A 19,983-nucleotide genomic window follows, 5' to 3' on the forward strand; every position below is an offset into this window, starting at 1 on the left:
AAAAAACAGGAAAGAAACGTCCGGGCCGTTCTTCGTGATCAGCAGGTTGGCGAGGATCGGCAACGTGTGGCGGCGCTCGACGATGCCGCTGACCGTTTGCAGCGGCCTGAGGAGGGTGTCTCGTTCGGTCTTGACCAGTTGCATAGAGTTCCTTCGTTGAGATGACGGCCTGCAGCGCGGCAGCCTCGCAGCGCCCCGCGGCCGGACGTATTGCCCGCCGACGCCGGGGCGGTCAAACCTGTATTGTGCCTCAAAACCGAACCGCCCCTCCTAAATTGGGGCGGACTCATGATTCTCAAGTGCGCGACGCGCTCAACCCTTCAGCGTCTGCTCCAGCACGTGCAGTTCGTGGTTCAGCTGCGCGTCCTTGCTGCGTTCGTCGGCGATCTTGCGCACCGCGTGCAGCACGGTCGTGTGATCGCGTCCGCCGAACAGCTCGCCGATCTCGGGCAGGCTCTTCTGCGTCAGTTCTTTCGCCAGATACATCGCGATCTGCCGCGGCCGCGCGATGTTCGCCGGACGCTTCTTCGAATACATGTCGGCGACCTTGATGTTGTAGAAGTCGGCGACGGTCTTCTGGATGTTCTCGACCGAAATCTGCCGGTTCTGCACGGTCAGCAGATCCTTCAGCGCTTCCTTGGTCAGCTCGATCGAGATCTCGCGGCCGTGGAATTTCGAGTACGCGAGGATCTTGCGCAGCGCGCCCTCGAGCTCGCGCACGTTCGAGCGCAGATGCTTCGCGACGAAGAACGCGACGTCCTCCGACAGGTTCACGCCTTCGGACTGCGCCTTGCGCATCAGGATCGCGACGCGCATCTCGAGCTCGGGCGGCTCGATCGCGACGGTCAGCCCGGAATCGAAGCGCGAGATCAGGCGATCGTCGATTCCCGAAATCTCCTTCGGATACGTATCGCTGGTGATGATGACCTGCGCCTTGTTCGCGACGAGCGCCTCGAACGCGTAGAAGAATTCCTCCTGCGTGCGCGACTTGCCCGAGAAGAACTGGATGTCGTCGATCAGCAGCAGGTCGAGCGAATGGTAGTAGCGCTTGAAATCGTCGAACGCCTTGCGCTGGTACGCCTTCACGACGTCCGACACGTATTGCTCCGCGTGGATGTAGCGGATTCGCGCGCCCGGCTTGTCGATCAGCAGCTGGTTGCCGATCGCGTGGATCAGGTGCGTCTTGCCGAGGCCGACGCCGCCGTACAGGAACAGCGGGTTGTACGAGATGCCGGGATTGTCCGCGACCTGGATCGCGGCCGCGCGCGCGAGCTGGTTCGCCTTGCCGGTCACGAAGTTGTCGAACGTGAGCACCGGGTTCAGCTTCGAGCGCTCGTACATCGAATCGGCCTCGCCGCCTGCCGCGGGCGCGGCGCCGGGGCCCGGGCGCCACGTGCGGCGGCCGGCCGCTGCCTCGTGGGCGGGCAGGCTCGGCAGGTCGATGTCGGCGTCGTCGTTGTTCAGATGATGCGCGGCGGCGGCCGACGGCGTCATCGGCACGTCGGCCGGCGCGGCGGGCGTGGCCGACTGGTTCGCGGTCAGGTTCGCCGCGATCGCGGCCACCGTCGCGGCCGGGCCGCTCGCGAGCGGCGCGCGTGGCGCAGCGGGCGCCGCGCCGGCCGCCGGGCTGCGCATGCCGGCCTTCGGATCGAGGACGAACTGGACTTCGATCGGCGCGTTCCAGAAATCGCGGGCCAGATCGGCGATCCGACCCGAAAACTGGCTCTTGACCCAGTCCAGCTTGAAGCGGTTCGGCGCAGCGATGGACAGCGTGTTCGCCGACGCATCGAAGGCCACCGGGGCCAAGGGTTTGATCCACGTCACGTACTGCTGGGGCGTCAATTCGCGCTCCAGCAGTGCGGAACAGTGTTGCCAGAAATCGTTCATCAAATGACTGTCGTTTTATGCGTGCACAGCGACTCGCCGGCGCCCTTGTCGCGGTCGCGCAACAAGGCCCGAAGCGGCGTGCGAGCGTGCTTCGGGCGCCTGCGTCACGGTCTGGGGCGAGGCAGGCGCGGGCCGAAGCGGCGTGCGGGATTCTTGGAGATAAGGCGAGATTCTAACGCCAAACGCGGTCACAGCGGGACTTATCCACAGGGTGCGATTGTGGGTCGCGGGGCCGGATCGGCGAGGGCCGGCACAGGCGCAAGCACCGTAAAGTATTGACCGTCAAGAGAAAAACGGTTTAAATAGCGGGTTCCGCGAAAACCAATCCTGTATTTCCGGCGATTGCGTTCGCCCGAAGGCGTCCGGTAAGGGCACGCGGTCCCCTGAATTTCGACATTCTCGAACAAGTGAGAGCATCATGAAACGTACTTACCAACCGTCCGTGACGCGCCGCAAGCGCACCCATGGCTTCCGTGTCCGCATGAAGACGGCAGGCGGCCGCAAGGTCATCAACGCTCGCCGCGCGAAGGGCCGCAAGCGCCTCGCCATCTAAGGCGGGTTGCGCGCTGTGTCCGCCGTCCGCAGCCCTGCGGAGGGTGCCGTCGAACCGGGTGCGAATCCGTTGCAGACGAAAGCCGCCTTCCCGAAAGCTGCGCGACTTCTGAAAACGGATGAATTTTCATCCGTTTTTCGTTTGCGCCCGTGGCGGCGCTCCGCGCATTTCGTGATCTACGGCAAGCCGACCGGCCAGCCCGCGCGACTGGGGCTCGTCGTCGGCAAGAAGTACGCGCCGCGTGCCGTGACGCGCAATCTCGTGAAGCGGCTCGCGCGCGAAGCGTTTCGCGTGCGCCGGGCCGAATTCGCGGGGTACGACCTGCTGCTGCGGCAGCACACGCGCTTCGACAAGAAAGCGCTGCCGAGCGCGGCTTCCGCTCCGCTCGCGGCGATGTGCGCGGCCGAAATCCGCGAGCTGCTCGACAGAGCGGCCCGGGAAATCGCCCGCCGCGCGTCGAAGCCCGCGTCCGAGTGACGCATCCGTGCCGAAGCGCGGCGTTCGCGCCCGCGCGGCCGGTTTTGACGCGGCGCCGAACGGCGTCGCCCCAGGTATGAAAACGGTATTGACCGCCTTGCTGCGCTTCTACAAGGTTGCCGTGAGTCCGCTGCTCGGCAACCGTTGCCGTTTTTATCCTTCCTGTTCGGATTACGCGCGCGAGGCAATCCAGTATCATGGCGCCGCGCGCGGCACGTATCTCGCCGTCAGGCGCGTGTGCCGATGCCATCCGTTTTCCGCGGGCGGCATCGACCTCGTCCCGCCGCCCAACTCCGACACTCGCGCGCGCGGCGACGCCGACGCGCAGTCCCATCGACTCTGAGACAACGCATGGATATCAAACGCACCGTCCTATGGGTGATCTTCTTCATGTCAGCTGTCATGCTGTACGACAACTGGCAGCGGTCCCATGGACGCCCGTCGATGTTCTTCCCGAGCGCCACGCAGACGGCCCCCGCGGCTGCCGGCGGCGCGTCCGGCACCGGCGCGACGACGACGGCCGGCAACGTGCCGGCGCCCGCTGCCGGCACCGCGCCCGCGACGACGGCGCCCGCCGCACAGGCGCAGCTCGTGAAGTTCTCGACCGACGTGTATGACGGCGAAATCGACACGCGCGGCGGCACGCTCGCGAAGCTCACGCTGAAGAAGCAGGGCGACGGCAAGCAGCCCGATCTGTACATCACGCTGTTCGACCACACGGCCGGCCACACGTACCTCGCGCGCACGGGCCTCGTCGGCGGCGATTTCCCGAATCACACCGACGTCTACACGCAGATCAATGCGGGTCCGACGTCGCTCGAGGGCGGCCAGAACGCACTGAAGCTGTCGTTCGAATCGCCGGTGAAGGGCGGTGTGAAGGTGATCAAGACCTACACGTTCACACGCGGCAGCTACGTGATCGGCGTCGACACCAAGATCGACAACGTCGGTACGGCGCCCGTGACGCCGAAGCTCTATATGGAGCTCGTCCGCGACAACACGCCGGTCGAAACGCCGATGTTCTCGCATACGTTCCTCGGGCCGGCGGTCTATACGGATGCGAAGCACTTTCAGAAGATCGACTTCAGCGATCTCGACAAGAACAAGGCGAACTTCGAGACTTCTGCCGACAATGGCTGGATCGCGATGGTGCAGCACTACTTCGCGTCGGCGTGGATTCCGCAGCAAGGCGCGAAGCGCGACATCTACGCGAAGAAGTTTGACGGGTCGCTCTATCGCATCGGCGTGGAGCAGCCGATCGCCACGATCGCGCCGGGCCAGTCGGCCGACGTGCAGGCGCGCCTGTTCGCCGGTCCGGAAGAAGAGCGCATGCTCGAAGGCATCGCGCCGGGCCTCGAACTCGTGAAGGACTACGGCTGGGTGACGATCATCGCGAAGCCGCTGTTCTGGCTGCTCGAGAAGATCCACAGCTACGTCGGCAACTGGGGCTGGGCGATCGTGCTGCTCACGCTGCTGATCAAGGCCGTGTTCTTCCCGCTGTCGGCCGCGAGCTACAAGTCGATGGCGCGCATGAAGGAAATCACGCCGCGGATGCAGGCGCTGCGCGAACGCTTCAAGAACGATCCGCAGAAGATGAACGCGGCGCTGATGGAGCTGTACAAGACCGAGAAGGTCAATCCGTTCGGCGGCTGTCTGCCGGTCGTGATCCAGATCCCGGTGTTCATCTCGCTGTACTGGGTGCTGCTCGCGTCGGTCGAAATGCGCGGCGCGCCGTGGATTCTCTGGATTCACGATCTGTCGCAGCGCGATCCGTACTTCATCCTGCCGGTGCTGATGGCCGTCTCGATGTACGTGCAGACGAGCCTGAACCCGACGCCGCCGGATCCGGTCCAGGCCAAGATGATGAAGTTCATGCCGATCGCGTTCTCGGTGATGTTCTTCTTCTTCCCGGCCGGCCTCGTGCTGTACTACGTCGTGAACAACGTGCTGTCGATCGCGCAGCAGTACTACATCACGCGCAAGCTCGGCGGCGTCAAGAAGAAGCCCGCATGACGCAACGGCGCGCGCGCGATCTGCCCGCGCGCCGCGCATGCGAAAAAGCCGCATGGTTCCGCCATGCGGCTTTTTGCTTTCAGGCGGCGCTTCGCGCGCCGGTCACGGTTTCTTCGCGTCGCCCTTCGGTTCGCCGTAGAACTGTTCGACGAGTTCCTGCACCAGATAACGCTGATGCGGCGACAGCGCTTCGATCTTCGATGCGAGCTCGATCGTCTCCGGTGTCGGCGGATAACGCTCGTCGCGCGGCAGCGGTTGCGGCGTCGTATGATCGGCCGCGCTCGGCGACGGGCCGTAGTGCAGCCAGTGCAACTCGACGCGCAACCACTCGGCGAGCGTTTCGAGTTTGTCGGGCGTCGGAATGGTGCGGCCCGTCAGCCATTTGTGCGCGGTCTGCGGCGAAACCGGATGCGTTCCGCGATGGCGTAGATTGAAGCGGTTCGCAAGCTCCGTCGCACCGGCGATCTTTTCCGGGCTGCGCCGCAAGGCGAATTTCAGGCGTTCCGAGAACGCCGCTTTTTCTTCGGGTGTCGGCATGGACGGGATTGTGCAATTCCGCCGACCCGTTTCAGACAACCGTACGGGATAAACATATCCTATGCAGACGAATCCCAACCTGTCGACCGGCGGGTGCGGAACGAAACGACCGGGCGCGAATGCGCGCCGGACGGCATACCGGTCCGAAGCGCGACGCGCGACAGTGTACGGGACTGGGACACGGCTTATCCCCGCCGGGATAAATTCGATACTGTCTGAAACGGACAGCGTGCGCCGGCCGTGCAGGTGCGGGCGCGCTACAATGCCGGCGTTCGTTTGCCCGATCTGTTGCGCGGGCGCACCACTGACTGCCTGATTACCGCCTCCGATCCCCATGCTCGCTACCGATTCCGATCCGATCGTCGCCATTGCCACCGCTGCCGGTCGGGGCGGCATCGGCGTCGTCCGCGTATCGTTCGGGCGCGGCGGCGAGGCGGCGGCGCTGCCGATGATCGACGCGCTATGCGGCCAGCGGCTCGCGCCGCGTCATGCGAGCTACGTGCCGTTCCTCGACGCGCAGGGCGCGCCGCTCGATCGCGGCATCGCGCTGTACTTTCCGGCGCCGCACTCATATACGGGCGAGCACGTGCTCGAACTGCAGGGGCACGGCGGCCCGATCGTGATGCAGCTGCTGCTGCAGCGCTGCCTCGACGTCGGTCGCGCGGTCGGGCTGCGGCTCGCGGAGCCCGGCGAATTCACGCGCCGCGCATTTCTGAACGACAAACTCGATCTCGCGCAGGCCGAAGCGGTCGCCGATCTGATCGAGGCGAGCACCGAGGCAGCCGCGCGCTCGGCCGGGCGCTCGCTCGACGGGGCGTTCTCGCGGCAGATTCATGCGCTCGTCGACGACGTGATCAATCTGCGGATGCTGGTCGAGGCGACGCTCGATTTTCCGGAAGAGGAAATCGACTTTCTCGAAGCGGCCGACGCGCGCGGCAAGCTCGCGAAGATCCGCGCGCAGCTCGCGCACGTGCTCGGCGATGCGCGGCAGGGCGCGCTGCTGCGCGAAGGGCTGTCGGTCGTGCTCGCGGGGCAGCCGAACGTCGGCAAGTCGTCGCTGCTGAACGCGCTGGCCGGCGCGGAGCTCGCGATCGTCACGCCGATCGCCGGCACGACGCGCGACAAGGTCGCGCAGACGATCCAGGTCGAAGGCATTCCGCTGCACATCATCGATACGGCCGGCCTGCGCGAGACCGAGGACGAAGTCGAGCGGATCGGGATCGCGCGCACGTGGAGCGAGATCGAGCGCGCGGACGTCGTGCTGCATCTGCTCGATTCGCGGACCGGAATGACCGCGGACGACGACGCGATCGCCGCGCGCTTCCCGGCCGGCGTGCCGGTCGTGCGCGTGCTGAACAAGACGGATCTGACCGGCGTGCCGGCATCGGTCGCGCATCCGGCCGCGGAAGGCGATCTGACCGAAGTGCATCTGTCCGCGAAGCGCGGCGACGGGATCGACCTGCTGCGTGCGGAGCTGCTGCGCATCGCCGGCTGGCAGGCCGGCGCGGAAGGTGTCTATCTCGCGCGCGAGCGGCATCTGATTGCGCTGCGCGCCGCGCAGGATCACCTCGCGCGCGCGGCCGAGCATGCGGAACAGCGTGCGCAGTCGCTCGACCTGTTCGCGGAGGAGCTTCGGCTCGCGCAGGAGCAGCTCAATGCGATTACGGGGGAATTTACTTCGGACGATCTGCTGGGCGTGATCTTCAGCAGGTTCTGTATCGGGAAGTGACGCGGCAATCGCCGCCGTCACTTCACTTTCAACGCCGCGCGCCGAGGCGCGGCAAGCGGGGCGTCATCGCGTTGCCGAAGCGCCCGCGTGCGCGGCATCGGCATCAGTCCCAATGCCGATGATGATGGTGATACCCGCCGTCGTAATAGCCGCCGTCCGGCACGACGATGCAGCCGCTCAGCAACGCGGCTACACCGGCAATCAGCAACAGAGTCTTTTTCATCGCGTTCACCCGCTGGATTCGATATGGAACCCAGCATAGCGAGCGCCCCGAACACCGGCTGTAAGGATTCGTTTCCCCGGCGTCCATTGCGTAACGGCGCATTATTCCGGTCAGAATGACCGTAACAAATCGCCGAAACCGCAGACGTTTCGGAGCGGTCGGGCCGAAAGGACGGGCGGGACGCGCGGCGCGACGGCGTGGGTGCGTGTCGACTCAGGTACCGATGCCGGGCCCGAAATTGCCGGCGACCCAGCGCGTGACGGCATCGACGTCCGGATAGTCCTGCTCCGGCAGGCCGTCGAGCATCGACAGCACTTCGTTGCTCGCGCCGGCGTCGCGCGCGGCGTCCACGATCGCGTCCTTGTTCGCCGGGTAGCGGACGGCGGCGAGCACGTCGGCGATTTGCAGATCGATCGCTTCGTTCGGAATGTCGTGGGCGGGAGTGGGCAGTTTGTCGTTCACGTCGGAGTCTCGCGGTCGGGACAGATGAGGCCGCCGCGCGGCAGCGCGGCCGCGCGCGTTGCCGGGCGGCGGGCGATTCAGTGGCCGCGACGCATGCGGCGCCACGGATGCTTCCAGTCGATATGCGGCGCGTGTTCGTCGCGCGGATGCTGGCGGCGATGTTCCTGCCAGAGTTCGTCGGAAAACAGCGCTGCCACGATGACGAGCGGCAGCACGAGAAAGATGCCGAGAATGACATGCTCGATCACGATAGCCTCCTTGCGGTGGCAGGAACCCTTGCTCCCATTCTAGGCTCTGAACTCCGCCGGCGTTCAACTTCTTACAACGCGCCGCGCATGCAGCCGCGACAGCGGGCGCAGGCGTTCGGCGCACACGCCGGCCTCAAAAAGGACGCGAACATGCAACTTCAGAACGAGACCCATACGCTGGCGCTGCGCCCGCTGGAGCGTCAGGACCTGCGCTTCGTTCACGAGCTGAACAACGACGCGAAGATCATGCGCTACTGGTTCGAGGAACCGTACGAAACGTTCGCCGAGCTGTCGCAGCTGTACGACCGCCACGTGCACGATCAGCGCGAACGCCGCTTCGTCGCGGTCGACACGCAGGGCGAACTGGTCGGTCTCGTCGAGCTGATCGAGCTCGACTACATCCATCGCCGCGGCGAGTTCCAGATCATCATCGCACCGCAATGTCAGGGGCGCGGTTATGCGGGGCAGGCAACGCGGCTCGCGATCGAGTACGCGTTCAAGGTGCTGAACCTGCGCAAGCTGTACCTGATCGTCGATACGTCGAATGCGGCGGCGATTCACATCTACGAAAAGTGCGGTTTCCAGCACGAGGCCGAATTGAAGGAAGAATTCTTCGGCAACGGGACGTATCACAACGCGTACCGGATGTGCATCTTCCAGCGCGACTATTTTGCCAAGCAGCAAGCGGCGTAATCGAACCGCGCCGAATGCCGGGCCGATCCGGATAAATACGGATCGGCTTATTTCTGGCATTTTTCTTGAATGATGTAATTCGGATAGCGCAGCGCAATAATCGGGCAGCGCGCCGCGCGACTTTATGTGCGTTGCATCAAAATGGTCGGGACATCGAAATGGATTATCCAAACCGTTCATGCAGTGCGCTGTAACGGCGTTGAAAGCCTTGTCCCGTAACGCTTTGCGAACTGTCGCCATCAATCCGGCCGCCCTGTAACCGAAACGCGCCGCGCATTTCACACGTCAAAAAACGCCCGCGCGCAGGGTGCGACAATTCGCCGCTATTGCGATCGCACAACAAATGTGCTTGCTATCGTTTGCCGGTCTTCTAAAGTGAAAAACGCGGGTTCACGATCACCTTTAAACGCATAGCTAACCCCAGCCTGGTGCCCGCAAGCCTGGAGACAAAACATGATGAAGCGTACCGGTGTCTTTCTTGCCCTCGTCGGCGCATGTGCGATGGTGTCGATTGCCCAGGCGGGCGGCGATGTAGCCGTTCAGCCGAAGCAGGAAATCCAGTTGACGAAGAATGCCTGGGGCTGCCTGTCGAAAGACAATCTGGATTCCGTACTGAGTCACGAGCGCGACGGCAAGGCGCAGGCGAAGCAGCAGTACTTCGACGACTTCCGTTGCCTGTCGGTACCGGAAGGCCAGCGTTTCCGCGTGGTGTCGGTCGAGCACGGCGACGTGCAGTTCGTCAGCGCGGACAACAGCGACCAGCAAGGTCTCTGGACGGACGCGCGCTTCATCAAGCAGTAACGCGCAGTCGCACGACGACGCGACGCGGCAGGCGCCGCGTGCGCCGGCTCGGCGAGCCGGCGGCGCGGATCGGACGCGGCCCGGCAATGCCGGGCCGTTGTGCTGTGAGCATGCGGCGACACGCGCGGCCGCACGCATTCGGTATCATCACGGCCCGACCGAACCGAATGCCCGCCCGGGCCCCATCCGCATGGCGCTGAAATCCACGATCTACAAAGCCGAACTGCAAATCGCCGACATGGATCGGCATTACTACGCCGATCATGCGTTGACGGTCGCGCGTCATCCGTCCGAGACCGACGAGCGGATGATGGTGCGGATTGCCGCATTCGCGCTGCTCGCGCACGAGCGTCTCGAGTTCGGCAAGGGATTGTCGGACACCGACGAGCCCGATCTGTGGCAGAAGGATCTGACCGGCGCGATCGACGCATGGATCGAGGTCGGCCAGCCCGACGAGCGGCGCATCTCGAAGGCAGCGGGCCGTGCCGCACAGGTCACGGTGATCGCGTACGGCGGGAAGACCTCGGATATCTGGTGGCAGGGTGTGCGCAGCAAGGTCGAACGACTGCGCAACGTGCAGGTGCTGTCGCTCGCGGACGGCGTCGCGGCCGCGCTCGGCCGCCTCGCCGAGCGCACGATGCGCCTGCAGTGCACGGTGCAGGACGGCGCCGCGTGGATCTCGAGCGCCGATCACGATCCGGTCGCGGTCGAATGGACGACGCTGAAGGCGCGCGCCGACGCGTGAGCGCGCCATCCGCAGGCCGCACGCTCAGCCGACGACCGCAGGCGGCCCCTTGAACTCCAGCATGTTCCCTTCGGGATCGAACAGGTAGATCGACGGCCCGTAGCCGCCGGCGCCGTAGCGCTCGATCGGCTCGCCGGGGCGCGCACCGAAAAGGGCGAAGTGCGCGATCAGCGCGTCGGGGTCGAACGGTTCGACGCGCAGGCACACGTGATCGACGTTGCGCCCGGCGCCGGGCGGCCCGCTGTCCGCGCGGTCGATCTTGCTGCCGACGGCGAGCAGGTCGATCAGCGCGTCGCCGGCGCGCAGTTGCACGAGGCCCAGATCGGGCTGCTCTTTCTCGACGTGACAGCCGACGGCATCGCAGTAAAAGCGCGTCATCGCGGCCATGTCGGTGACGCGCAGCACGACGTGGTCGATGCCGCGCAGGGTCGGTTTCATGGACGAACGCTCCTTCGCCAGGCAGGGTTCATCGAGTGTAGACCACGCACGCGCATCGGCCGGAACACGGCACAATCGACGGGCAAAAAAAAGCCCGTTCACGCGGAACGGGCTTAATCCATATCAGGAGGAGACATGGAGGAGACAGGAACCACTATACACATACGAATGGTGCGATGCAATATCGCGTGTGTAAAAAAACGTCAGGACGGCGTTTTGTCGCACCCGCAGTGCAGCAAAATTGTGACGTCGCGATGACAGGCGGCGTCGCTTGCGGCCCCGATTTGCGCTGCGGATGACAGCGCAAGATTCGGCGCGCGACCGGTCGTACCGGCGCCTAAAGTAGGCACCGTCTACACTCGAGAGTGCGAGGTTACGATGAAAACCGCCTATCCGACCGACGATGCCCGCTGGGGCGCCGTGACCGCCCGCGATCCGCACGCGGACGGCGCGTTTTTCTACGCAGTCCGCACGACGGGCGTGTTCTGCCGTCCGAGCTGCGCGTCGCGGCTGCCGCGCCGCGAGCACGTGGCGTTCTTCGACGATCCGGCCGCCGCCCGGGCGGCAGGCTTCCGGCCCTGCAAACGCTGCCAGCCGGAAGGGCTGCCGCGCGAGCTCGAGATCGTCAATCGCGCCTGCGCGGTGCTCGATGCCCACTCGGAGCGGCTGACGCTGCAGCAACTGAGCGACGCCGTGCATGTGAGCCCGTTTCATCTTCAGCGGCTGTTCAAGCGCGTGGTCGGCGTGTCGCCCCGGCAATACCAGGCCGCACAGCGCGGCGCCGCGCTGCGCCAGGCGTTGCAGCGCGGGCAGCCCGTCACGCGCGCCGCGGTCGACGCCGGTTTCAATTCGCCGTCGCGGCTCTACGCGTCGGTGCCGCGCGAGCTCGGGATGGCGCCGTCCGCGTTTCGCCGGCAAGGCGCGGGGCTGCGGATCGACTATGCGACCGCGCCGACGTCGCTCGGCACGGTGCTCGTCGCCGCGACCGACAAAGGCATTTGCCGGATCGCGTTCGGCGACGAACCGGCTGCGCTCGTGCACGAACTGAAGGCGAGCTTCGCGCGTGCCGAGCTCGTCGAATCGCCGGCGCGGCTCGCACCGTTCATTGCGCAGATCGGCGCCTATCTGGACGGCACGCGGCACACCTTCGACTTGCCGCTCGACATCGCGCCGACGGCGTTCCAGCAGCGCGTCTGGGAAGCGCTCACGCATATTCCGTACGGCGAGACGCGCAGCTATTCGGAGATCGCCGCGGCGCTCGGCGCACCGGGCGCGGTGCGCGCGGTGGCGTCCGCGTGCGCGTCGAATCCGGTCGCACTCGCGATTCCGTGTCATCGTGTCGTGCAAAAGGGCGGCGCGCTCGCCGGCTATCGGTGGGGCGTGCGCCGCAAGGCGACGCTGCTCGCATCCGAAGCGCGCCGCGCACGCGACGACGAACCGGCCACGGCCGCCATCGAGGAGGACAGCACAGCTTGAGCATCGAAATCGCAACGATCGCATCGATAGCGGACGGCGGCCACGTGCCGCCGTCCGCGCAACTGGAACTGCGCTTCAAGGCGCCGTACGACTGGCCGCGCGTGCTGCGCTTTTTCAGCGGCCGCGCGATCCCCGGCGTCGAGCAGGTCGCGCACGGCGTCTATCGACGCATCGTCGATCTGCACGGCGAACCGGGCCGCCTCACCGTGACGCGGCATCCGCGTCGGCATTGTCTGATCGCGACCGTCGAAGGCGCGGCGGCGCGCCACGTCGACGATGCATTCGCCGCACGTGTCGCGTCGATGTTCGATCTCGGCGCGGACCCGGCCGCGATCGGCAGCGGGCTCGCGCGCGACCCGTGGTTCGCGCCGCTCGTGGCGGCCGCGCCGGGGCTGCGCGTGCCGGGCGCGTGGTCGGGTTTCGAGCTGGCGGTGCGGGCGATCGTCGGCCAGCAGGTCAGCGTGAAGGCCGCGACGACGATCGTCGGGCGGCTCGTCGAACGTGCGGGCGAACGCGTACTGCACGACGATGCCGATGCGGCCGATGGCGCGCCCGCCTGGCGCTTTCCGACGCCGGACGCGCTCGCCGCGTGCGATCTCGCGAAGATCGGCATGCCGGGCAAGCGCGTGGCCGCGCTGACCGGGATGGCGCGCGCGGTCGCGGCCGGCGACGTGCCGGTCGACACCGCGCAGGCCGATCTCGCGACGCTGCGCGCCGCGTGGCTCGAACTGCCCGGCATCGGCCCGTGGACGGTCGAATACATCGCGATGCGCGCATGGCGCGATCCGGACGCATGGCCCGCGTCCGATCTGGTGCTGATGCAGTCGATCGCCGCGCGCGATCCGTCGCTCGACCGGCTCGCGCGCCAGAAGCAGCGCACCGAGGGCTGGCGGCCGTGGCGCGCGTACGCGGCGCTGCATCTGTGGAACGAGGTCGCGGACCGGATGGGCGCCGCGCGCGGCGGCTAGCCGCTGTTGCATCGAAACCGGCGCTGCGCAGGATGGCCGCGCGCCGCGTTCCGTCGGACGAATCCGCAACCGCCTGCGCAGGCGCCTCGCTGCGTGCTTCACAACGTCGACACAGCGTCGGCGCAACGTCGCACGCCGCGCGGCCCGACCGTCGATTTCGCGCCCGCACGCGTGCCGGCGCACCTCAAGCGCGGCTTTCGGCGAGATGTTAAAGTGCCCGCTACCAACGAAGCGACCAATAATCCAGCCGGCCGCGCGGCATCGTCCTGCGGCCGTCCCGCACTTGCGCATCCATGTCGAACACCATGACTCACCGCCAGTCCGAACTGCTGCTGAATCGCCTCGATGCGCTGAGCACGGGCCCGACGCGGCAGCATCTGCCCGACGGCCTGCGCGGCATCGAAAAGGAAAGCCTGCGCGTGACGCGCGACGGGATGATCGCGTTCACGCCGCATCCGCGCGCGCTCGGTTCGGCACTCACGCATCCGTCGTTGACGACCGATTATTCCGAAGCGCTGCTCGAGCTGATCACACCCGCGGAAGGAGACGCCGCGCTGACGCTCGAACGCCTCGACGAACTGCATCGCTACGTGTACGCGTCGCTCGGCGACGAGCTGTTGTGGAACAACTCGATGCCCGGCCTGCTGCCGGCCGACGACGAGATCCCGATCGCAAACTACGGCACGTCGAACATCGGTCGCCTGAAGACGGTGTATCGCCGCGGCCTCGCGTATCGCTACGGCCGCACGATGCAGTGCATCGCGGGCATCCACTACAACTACTCGCTGCACGAGGAAGTGTGGCGGCGGCTGCATGCGGACGAAGGATCGACCGCGACGCTCGTCGACTATCAGTCCGAGCGCTATCTCGCGCTGATCCGCAACTTCCGGCGCCGCAGCTGGCTGCTGATGTATCTGTTCGGCGCATCGCCCGCGCTCGACACGAGGTTCCTGCGCGGCAAGCCGAACACGCTCGAAGCGTTCGACGCCGATACGCTGTACCGCCCGTATGCGACGAGCCTGCGCATGAGCGATCTCGGCTACTCGAACACGACCGCACAGGCTGCGCTGCACGTCGACTACAACACGCTGCCCGGCTATCTCGACGCGCTGTCGAAGGCCGTGAGCGAGCCGTATCCGCCGTACGAGGCGATCGGCACGCATCGCGACGGCGAGTGGATCCAGATCAACACGAACGTGCTGCAGATCGAGAACGAGTTTTACTCGACGATCCGGCCGAAGCGCGTCACGTATTCGGGCGAGCGTCCGCTGCATGCGCTCGCGTCGCGCGGCGTGCAGTACATCGAAGTGCGCTGCCTCGACATCGATCCGTTCGAGCCGACCGGCATCGCGATCGACACCGCGCGCTTTCTCGACGCGTTCCTGCTCGCATGCGCGCTCGACGCGAGCCCCGCGCTCGACTGCGACGCGTACAAGGAAGCAAATGCGAACTTCGCGAGCGTGACGATGGAAGGGCGCAAGCCGGGACTGATGCTGACGCGCGACGGCGAGCCGATCGCGATGCGCGCGTGGGCCGATGCGCTGATGGCCGACATCGAAACGATCGGCCGCCGTCTCGACGAGATTCGCGGCGATGATGCGCATGCGCGCGCGATCGCCGCGCAGCGCGAGAAACTCGCCGATCCGGAACGCACGCCGTCGGCGCGCGTGCTGCGCACGATGCGCGAGAATGGGCAGTCGTTCCTCGCGTTCGCGCGCGCGCAGAGCGAAGCGCATGCCGCGTACTACCGTGCGCATCGGCCGTCGGCGGACGCGATGCGCGCGTCGACCGCACTGGCCGAGCAGTCGCTCGCCGAGCAGGCGGAGCTGGAAGCGAAGGAGGCCGGATCGTTCGACGCGTTCGTCGCGGCCTATCGCGCGTATACGCTGAACCGCTTCAGCGTCTGACCTGCGTCGCGGCGCACTGCGCCGCGCACGTCGGCGCCCGTCGGGCGATCTTGCTGCGAGCGCCTCAGCACGTGCGGCGCGCCATCAATGGTGCGCATACGTCTCGCGATCGGCCGCGCGCGGCAGCGCCGGCTTGCCCGATTCGACATTCGCACGGCCGGTGTCGCCGTATCCGGCGCGTTCGCGCGCAGCGGCCGCGCGCCGCATGATCGTCTGCATCTCGTCCGGAAAGTTCGGGCTGCTCGCGAGGCTCGCGCGATAGCCAACCGCCTGCAGTTCGGCGAGTTCCTGACGAACCTCGGCGCGCGTCAGCGGCCGCGATGCGGTCTGCCCGTGCGCGGCGCACGCCGAGCCGATCAGCAGCGCAGCGCATACGGCCTGTTTCAACGTGTTCATATCGTGTTTCGCTCCATGACATGCCGGCGCGGCGCCGTCGGCGGCGCGGCCGGATTCGATGCAGCGAGTCTAGGCTTCGGATGCCCAACGAAACATCCCGCTCGCAGACAGGCACCTTTGTTCGACACGCAACATTGCGGCGGCGCGGCGCGGCGCGGCGCGCGCGTAGCTGTCGTGCCTGTCAGCGCGCTGCCCGCTGCGCGTCGGCGAACGGCCGCGCGCAGCGGCCGGCCTCGGGCTTGCCCTCCCTTGTACAAGCGGCACGTGGCTCCTAACCTCTTTTAAGCGACCGATCGGTTGGCGACGCAGGCCCTTGCATGCGCAAGCGGCCGATCGGCTCGTCGTCCATCCAGAGGAGACACGATGAATCCCACAGTCGCTCTACCGCCCGGCATCGTCTTCGCGCAGCCGCTGACGCCCGTCGCCGGCTCGCTGCTGCTCTCGTTCCTCGTCGCCGTGATTCCGATCGCCGTCGCGCTGATCGCGCTCGGCGTGCTGCGCCGCCCTGCATGGCAGGCGTCGCTCGCCGGGCTCGTCGCAGGTCTCGCGGTCGCGATCGGTGCGTGGGGGATGCCGGCCGGTCTCGCGTTCAATGCGGTCGGCGCCGGGATGGCGCTCGCCGTCGTGCCCGTGATGTGGATCGTCTTCAACGCGCTGCTGCTGTACAACATCGCGGTGAAGTCGGGCCGCTTCGACCAGTTCCGGCAATGGATGCTCGACAATCTGCCCGACGACCGCCGCCTCGTGCTGCTGGTCGTCGCGTTCTCGTTCGGCTGTCTGCTCGAAGGGATCTCGGGGTTCGGCACGCCGGTCGCGATCACGAGCGCGCTGCTGATCGCGCTCGGCTTTCCCGCGCTCGAAGCGCTGACCTATACGCTGCTGTTCAATACCGCGCCGGTCGCGTTCGGCGCGCTCGGCGTGCCGATCACGGTGCTCGGCGCAGTTACGTCGCTGCCGCCGACGACGCTCGCCGCGATGGTCGGCCGCCAGCTGCCGTTCTTCGCGCTGCTGCTGCCGTTCTACGTGGTCGGCGCATACGGCGGCATGCGTTCGATCGCGCGGCTGTGGCCTGCGCTGCTCGTATCGGGCGGCAGCTTCGCGCTCGCGCAGTTCGTCACGTCGAACTATCTCGGCTATCAGCTGACGGACGTACTGTCGTCGCTCACGTCGCTGATCGTCACGATCGGCTTCCTGCAGATGTGGAAGCCGCGGCCCGATCCGCAGTTCTCGCTCGCGCGCGGCGCGGGCGCGGGCACGGCCACCGGCATGGTCACGGGCGGCAGCGGGATGCGCGCCGGATTCGGCGGCTGGCTGCCGTGGATCGTCGTGTCGGTCGTCGTGATCGTGTGGGTGCATGCGAACATCGCGGCGATCGGCGACGTGAAGATCAAGTGGCCGGGGCTGCACAATGCGGTGTTCGTGTCGCTGTACCAGAAGCCGTATGCGGCGATCTGGGACTTCCAGCCGCTCGGCACGGGCACCGCGATCCTCGTGTCGGCGATCATCACGGCTGCGCTCACGCGCACGAGCGTCGGCGCGTTCTTCGAGTGCGTGGTGAAAACGTGGCGGCAGACGTGGATCGCGATCGTCACGGTGATGATGATCGTCGGGCTCGCGTACCTGCTCAACTACTCGGGCATCAGCTATACGCTCGGTACCGGCGTCGCATCGACGGGCGCGCTGTTCCCGCTCGTATCGGCGTCGCTCGGCTGGATCGCGGTGTTCCTGTCGGGCAGCGATACGTCGGGCAATGCGCTGTTCGGCAATCTGCAGGTCGTCGCCGCGCGGCAGCTCGGCCTCGATCCCGTGCTGATGGCCGCGACCAACTCGTCGGGCGGCGTGATGGGCAAGATGATTTCACCGCAGAATATCGCGACGGGCGTGTCGACGACCGATCTGAAAGGGCGCGAAGGGATCGTCTTCGCGCGCACGTTCTGGCACAGCGTCGTGCTGACGCTGCTGCTCGGCGTGCTCGTGTTCCTGCAGCAGCACGTGCTCACCTGGATGATTCCGGCGCTGCCGAAGTGAGCGCTGCTCCGCCGCGGCGGTGCAAGCTTTTTGGAAACTGAAAACTGTTGACAATGTGTCGGGCTAAGGGTATACAGGGATCATTCGCCGATATGGCGCCCCTGTTTCCTGCCGCAGCCTTGCTGCCTGCCCGACCATGACTGCCCCGAACGCGCTGAACGCCATCGAACTCCTGCAAAGCCAGTCGCTCGCGATGATCGTCCAGGACATGCTCGAGCGCGCGATCGTATCCGGCGAGTACGCACCGGGCGAGAAGCTGAACGAAGTCGAGATCGCGACGAAGCTGAACGTCTCGCGCGGGCCGGTGCGCGAAGCGTTCCGTGCGCTCGAGCAGGCCGGGCTGCTGCGCAACGAGAAGAACCGCGGCGTGACCGTGCGCGTCGTGCCGCTGCGCGAGGCCGAGGAAATCTACGAAGTGCGCGCAATGCTCGACGAATCGGTCGCGCGCGCGCTCGCGAAGCGCATGTCGCCCGACACGCTGAAGATCCTGAAGGGCATCGTCAAGTCGATGAAGGAGGCCGCGAAGACGCACGACGTCACGCGCTACACCGAGCTCAACGTGCAGTTCCACGATGCGATGGTGGTCGGCGTCGGCAATACGCATCTCACCGATACGTATCGCCGGCTCGTCCGCCAGCTCGGCCTGCTGCGCCAGGCGGCGATCGAGGCGGAAGAGGATGCGATCGCGGTGTCGGCGGCCGAGCACGACAAGATCGTGCAGGCGCTCGCCGACGGCGACGAGGACAAGGCCGTCGCGCTCGTGCGCGAGCACGTCGCGCACGGTCTGGCGCGGATGCGGCGCACGCACGAGCAGGGTTTGCCGGCGGCCGGCAAGGCGGCGCGCGAGAAGGCGCGCGCGTAGCGCGCGGCACGCGCGGCCGTGCACCGCGCCGCGTACGCAGGTCACGCGGCATGAAAAAGGGACGCTTGTCAGGCGTCCCTTTTTTCATCTGCTGCTGCTGCGCGCGACGCGCGAATCATCCCTTGTCGGCCTTGCCGGCCGCGCTCGCGAACTTCGCGAGCCACGTGTCGACCGCCGCCGGCCGTCGGTTTTCGTCTTCCGCGCGTTCCTTGCGGCGGATCGCATTGCGCACGACATGCGCGCCCACATAGCGCAGCGGCTCCGGCGGGAAGCGGCCGAGCGGCCCTTGCACGAGCGGGCTGCGCGTCCATGCGTTGTCGGTGTCGAGCACGAGCGACGACAGGATCTGCCCACCCATGTACGTCGGCCCGACGCCGTTGCCCGAATAGCCGAAGCCGTAGTACACGTTCGGCGCGCCGTCGAGCCGGCCGAAGAACGGAAAGCCCGTCACCGAGCGGTCGGACGGCCCGTTCCAGCTCGCGGTGATCGGCACGCCGGCGAGCGACGGAAAGAACGCGTGCAGGCTTCGCGTGAGTTCGGTCTCGTACGGCGAGTGGCGATCGAAGACGGGCGCGATCCGGCTGCGCCACGAGAACGTATTGCCGCCCTTGCCGAGCATCAGCCGGCCGTCGACCGTCGTCCGGTAGTAGTAGACGAAGATTCGCGAGTCGAGCACCGACACGCCATCGACGAGCCCCGTCCGTTCGAGCAGCTCCGGGCACCGGTCGGTGATCACCATGTCGCTCGAGACGACCGCGATCGTCCGTTCGAACTGCGGGAAACGGCTCGCCATCCACGCGTTGATCGCGAGCACGAGTTTCTTCGCGGTCACGCTGCCGCACGGCGTGCGCACGACCACCGGCTGGCCCGGCGTAAACGCGAGCATCGGCGTGCGTTCGTAGAGGCGGATGCCCATCGCGAGCGCGACGCGGCGCAGGCCGCGCACGAGCTTGCCCGGATGGACGGTCGCCGCGATCGGCGAGTACACGCCGTCGAGATTGCGCGCGGACCCGGAGCGGCGCGCGACCTCGGCCGGCGGCAGCGGCTCGTAGCTGTGGATGCCGCACGCGGCCAGCGCATCGAGCACCGGCGCGAGCGTGCCGATCTGCGCAGACGAGGTCGCGGTGTAGAGCGTGCCGTCGCGCCGCAGTTCCGCGTCGATCGCGTGCTCGCGACAGAAGTCCGCGATGTGCTGCACGGCCGCTTCCGACGCCTTCACGAGCCGGATCGCCTCGGCCTCGCCGAACAGTCGCCGCAGCGTCAGGAATTTCGCGGACCATGTCAGCAGGCATCCGCCGTTGCGGCCGCTCGCGCCGGCGCCGCACAGATCGCTCTCGACGATCGCGATGTCGAGCGCCGGATTCTGTCGCTTCGTCTGGATCGCGGTCCAGAGTCCGGTGAAGCCGCCGCCGACGATGCAGACGTCCGCCTGCGTCGCGCCCTGCAGCGCGGGCGCGAGATCGCCGTCGTTGAACAGCGCTTGTTCGATCCAGAAAGGTCGCATCGAAGGTTCAGTCGATTGAGTGAAGGGCCGCGCGCG

20 protein-coding genes and 1 pseudogene are annotated in these 19,983 nt (G+C 66.7%); 13 read left to right on the top strand and 8 right to left on the bottom strand.

The window, feature by feature from the left end; genetic code table 11:
- Both ACSHSS_RS22015 and dnaA read right to left on the bottom strand, forming a co-directional pair.
- Positions 1-144, bottom strand: a pseudogene (locus tag ACSHSS_RS22015) (DNA polymerase III subunit beta); the annotation flags it as partial.
- Positions 145-312: 168 nt separating this feature from the next.
- Entirely contained in the window at positions 313-1,887 is a 1,575-nt protein-coding gene (gene dnaA / locus ACSHSS_RS22020) for a chromosomal replication initiator protein DnaA (protein ID WP_212160551.1), read from the bottom strand.
- Between the two features lie 418 nt (positions 1,888-2,305).
- Here dnaA and rpmH point away from each other — a divergent pair, with 418 nt between their 5' ends.
- The 4 genes from rpmH to yidC all read left to right on the top strand — a co-directional run bounded on the left by rpmH (position 2,306) and on the right by yidC (position 4,930).
- Entirely contained in the window at positions 2,306-2,440 is a 135-nt protein-coding gene (gene rpmH, locus ACSHSS_RS22025; RefSeq protein ID WP_004198824.1) for a 50S ribosomal protein L34, read from the top strand.
- 15 nt (positions 2,441-2,455) lie between these two features.
- Positions 2,456-2,917: a ribonuclease P protein component gene (gene rnpA / locus ACSHSS_RS22030; RefSeq protein WP_012214387.1), complete on the top strand. Its 462-nt coding sequence runs from the start codon at positions 2,456-2,458 to the stop codon at positions 2,915-2,917.
- 76 nt (positions 2,918-2,993) lie between these two features.
- Positions 2,994-3,260 (top strand): membrane protein insertion efficiency factor YidD, encoded by a 267-nt coding sequence (gene yidD / locus ACSHSS_RS22035; protein ID WP_006401754.1) that lies wholly within the window; start codon positions 2,994-2,996, stop codon positions 3,258-3,260.
- A gap of 8 nt (positions 3,261-3,268) precedes the next feature.
- Positions 3,269-4,930: a membrane protein insertase YidC gene (gene yidC / locus ACSHSS_RS22040; RefSeq protein WP_060111388.1), complete on the top strand. Its 1,662-nt coding sequence runs from the start codon at positions 3,269-3,271 to the stop codon at positions 4,928-4,930.
- A gap of 102 nt (positions 4,931-5,032) precedes the next feature.
- On the opposite strand, the gene ACSHSS_RS22045 is transcribed toward yidC, so the two are convergent.
- Complete coding sequence (locus ACSHSS_RS22045; RefSeq protein ID WP_212160689.1) at positions 5,033-5,467, bottom strand: transcriptional regulator; 435 nt, start codon at positions 5,465-5,467, stop codon at positions 5,033-5,035.
- 334 nt (positions 5,468-5,801) lie between these two features.
- Here ACSHSS_RS22045 and mnmE point away from each other — a divergent pair, with 334 nt between their 5' ends.
- Entirely contained in the window at positions 5,802-7,196 is a 1,395-nt protein-coding gene (mnmE, locus tag ACSHSS_RS22050; RefSeq protein WP_060098382.1) for a tRNA uridine-5-carboxymethylaminomethyl(34) synthesis GTPase MnmE, read from the top strand.
- A 436-nt stretch (positions 7,197-7,632) separates the two neighbouring features.
- On the opposite strand, the gene ACSHSS_RS22055 is transcribed toward mnmE, so the two are convergent.
- A complete protein-coding gene (locus tag ACSHSS_RS22055) occupies positions 7,633-7,881 on the bottom strand; it encodes a DUF2795 domain-containing protein (RefSeq protein ID WP_006407251.1) in 249 nt (82 codons plus the stop codon).
- Between the two features lie 77 nt (positions 7,882-7,958).
- Entirely contained in the window at positions 7,959-8,129 is a 171-nt protein-coding gene (locus ACSHSS_RS22060; protein ID WP_006401761.1) for a hypothetical protein, read from the bottom strand.
- A gap of 150 nt (positions 8,130-8,279) precedes the next feature.
- On the opposite strand from ACSHSS_RS22060, the gene speG reads away from it, so the two are divergent.
- From speG to ACSHSS_RS22075, 3 genes are all read left to right on the top strand, one after another.
- Complete coding sequence (gene speG / locus ACSHSS_RS22065; RefSeq protein ID WP_012214382.1) at positions 8,280-8,822, top strand: spermidine N1-acetyltransferase; 543 nt, start codon at positions 8,280-8,282, stop codon at positions 8,820-8,822.
- 453 nt (positions 8,823-9,275) lie between these two features.
- Positions 9,276-9,623, top strand: coding sequence for a surface attachment protein Sap1 (gene sap1 / locus ACSHSS_RS22070; protein ID WP_006401763.1), 348 nt, complete (start codon positions 9,276-9,278; stop codon positions 9,621-9,623).
- Between the two features lie 190 nt (positions 9,624-9,813).
- Complete coding sequence (locus tag ACSHSS_RS22075; protein WP_006401764.1) at positions 9,814-10,368, top strand: YaeQ family protein; 555 nt, start codon at positions 9,814-9,816, stop codon at positions 10,366-10,368.
- Positions 10,369-10,392: 24 nt separating this feature from the next.
- On the opposite strand, the gene ACSHSS_RS22080 is transcribed toward ACSHSS_RS22075, so the two are convergent.
- Positions 10,393-10,806, bottom strand: coding sequence for a VOC family protein (locus ACSHSS_RS22080; protein ID WP_212160553.1), 414 nt, complete (start codon positions 10,804-10,806; stop codon positions 10,393-10,395).
- Positions 10,807-11,184: 378 nt separating this feature from the next.
- Between ACSHSS_RS22080 and ada the strand changes: the two genes are divergently transcribed.
- The 3 genes from ada to gshA all read left to right on the top strand — a co-directional run bounded on the left by ada (position 11,185) and on the right by gshA (position 15,157).
- A complete protein-coding gene (ada, locus tag ACSHSS_RS22085) occupies positions 11,185-12,282 on the top strand; it encodes a bifunctional DNA-binding transcriptional regulator/O6-methylguanine-DNA methyltransferase Ada (RefSeq protein WP_054317179.1) in 1,098 nt (365 codons plus the stop codon).
- Positions 12,279-13,250 carry a DNA-3-methyladenine glycosylase family protein gene (locus ACSHSS_RS22090; RefSeq protein WP_212160555.1) on the top strand — a complete coding sequence of 324 codons (972 nt, stop codon included), beginning with the start codon at positions 12,279-12,281 and terminating at the stop codon, positions 13,248-13,250. The genes ada and ACSHSS_RS22090 overlap by 4 nt, the downstream gene beginning before the upstream one ends.
- 293 nt (positions 13,251-13,543) lie before the next feature.
- A complete protein-coding gene (gshA, locus tag ACSHSS_RS22095; RefSeq protein ID WP_035952904.1) occupies positions 13,544-15,157 on the top strand; it encodes a glutamate--cysteine ligase in 1,614 nt (537 codons plus the stop codon).
- 84 nt (positions 15,158-15,241) lie between these two features.
- Here gshA and ACSHSS_RS22100 read toward each other — a convergent pair whose 3' ends face one another.
- Positions 15,242-15,553: a DUF4148 domain-containing protein gene (locus tag ACSHSS_RS22100; RefSeq protein WP_212160557.1), complete on the bottom strand. Its 312-nt coding sequence runs from the start codon at positions 15,551-15,553 to the stop codon at positions 15,242-15,244.
- A 363-nt stretch (positions 15,554-15,916) separates the two neighbouring features.
- On the opposite strand from ACSHSS_RS22100, the gene ACSHSS_RS22105 reads away from it, so the two are divergent.
- Together ACSHSS_RS22105 and ACSHSS_RS22110 are read left to right on the top strand one after the other, a co-directional pair.
- Positions 15,917-17,581 (top strand): L-lactate permease, encoded by a 1,665-nt coding sequence (locus ACSHSS_RS22105; protein WP_212160558.1) that lies wholly within the window; start codon positions 15,917-15,919, stop codon positions 17,579-17,581.
- 136 nt (positions 17,582-17,717) lie between these two features.
- Positions 17,718-18,443 carry a phosphonate utilization associated transcriptional regulator gene (locus tag ACSHSS_RS22110; RefSeq protein WP_006401773.1) on the top strand — a complete coding sequence of 242 codons (726 nt, stop codon included), beginning with the start codon at positions 17,718-17,720 and terminating at the stop codon, positions 18,441-18,443.
- A gap of 115 nt (positions 18,444-18,558) precedes the next feature.
- Here the strand turns inward: ACSHSS_RS22110 and ACSHSS_RS22115 are convergent, their stop codons facing one another.
- The gene (locus ACSHSS_RS22115; protein ID WP_212160561.1) at positions 18,559-19,947 is read right to left on the bottom strand and encodes an FAD-dependent oxidoreductase; all 1,389 of its coding nucleotides are present in this window, start codon (positions 19,945-19,947) and stop codon (positions 18,559-18,561) included.
- Positions 19,948-19,983: the final 36 nt, after the last annotated feature.

This window comes from Burkholderia sp. BC1 (genome assembly GCF_052683555.1).

Excerpts from the sequence above, each read along its gene's own strand:
- dnaA (WP_212160551.1), bottom strand. The coding sequence starts at position 1,887 with ATGAACGATTTCTGGCAACACTGTTCCGCACTGCTGGAGCGCGAATTG.
- rpmH (WP_004198824.1), top strand. The coding sequence starts at position 2,306 with ATGAAACGTACTTACCAACCGTCCGTGACGCGCCGCAAGCGCACCCAT.
- yidD (WP_006401754.1), top strand. The coding sequence starts at position 2,994 with ATGAAAACGGTATTGACCGCCTTGCTGCGCTTCTACAAGGTTGCCGTG.
- yidC (WP_060111388.1), top strand. The coding sequence starts at position 3,269 with ATGGATATCAAACGCACCGTCCTATGGGTGATCTTCTTCATGTCAGCT.
- ACSHSS_RS22045 (WP_212160689.1), bottom strand. The coding sequence starts at position 5,467 with ATGCCGACACCCGAAGAAAAAGCGGCGTTCTCGGAACGCCTGAAATTC.
- mnmE (WP_060098382.1), top strand. The coding sequence starts at position 5,802 with ATGCTCGCTACCGATTCCGATCCGATCGTCGCCATTGCCACCGCTGCC.
- speG (WP_012214382.1), top strand. The coding sequence starts at position 8,280 with ATGCAACTTCAGAACGAGACCCATACGCTGGCGCTGCGCCCGCTGGAG.
- sap1 (WP_006401763.1), top strand. The coding sequence starts at position 9,276 with ATGATGAAGCGTACCGGTGTCTTTCTTGCCCTCGTCGGCGCATGTGCG.
- ACSHSS_RS22075 (WP_006401764.1), top strand. The coding sequence starts at position 9,814 with ATGGCGCTGAAATCCACGATCTACAAAGCCGAACTGCAAATCGCCGAC.
- ACSHSS_RS22080 (WP_212160553.1), bottom strand. The coding sequence starts at position 10,806 with ATGAAACCGACCCTGCGCGGCATCGACCACGTCGTGCTGCGCGTCACC.
- ada (WP_054317179.1), top strand. The coding sequence starts at position 11,185 with ATGAAAACCGCCTATCCGACCGACGATGCCCGCTGGGGCGCCGTGACC.
- gshA (WP_035952904.1), top strand. The coding sequence starts at position 13,544 with ATGTCGAACACCATGACTCACCGCCAGTCCGAACTGCTGCTGAATCGC.
- ACSHSS_RS22100 (WP_212160557.1), bottom strand. The coding sequence starts at position 15,553 with ATGAACACGTTGAAACAGGCCGTATGCGCTGCGCTGCTGATCGGCTCG.
- ACSHSS_RS22105 (WP_212160558.1), top strand. The coding sequence starts at position 15,917 with ATGAATCCCACAGTCGCTCTACCGCCCGGCATCGTCTTCGCGCAGCCG.
- ACSHSS_RS22110 (WP_006401773.1), top strand. The coding sequence starts at position 17,718 with ATGACTGCCCCGAACGCGCTGAACGCCATCGAACTCCTGCAAAGCCAG.
- ACSHSS_RS22115 (WP_212160561.1), bottom strand. The coding sequence starts at position 19,947 with ATGCGACCTTTCTGGATCGAACAAGCGCTGTTCAACGACGGCGATCTC.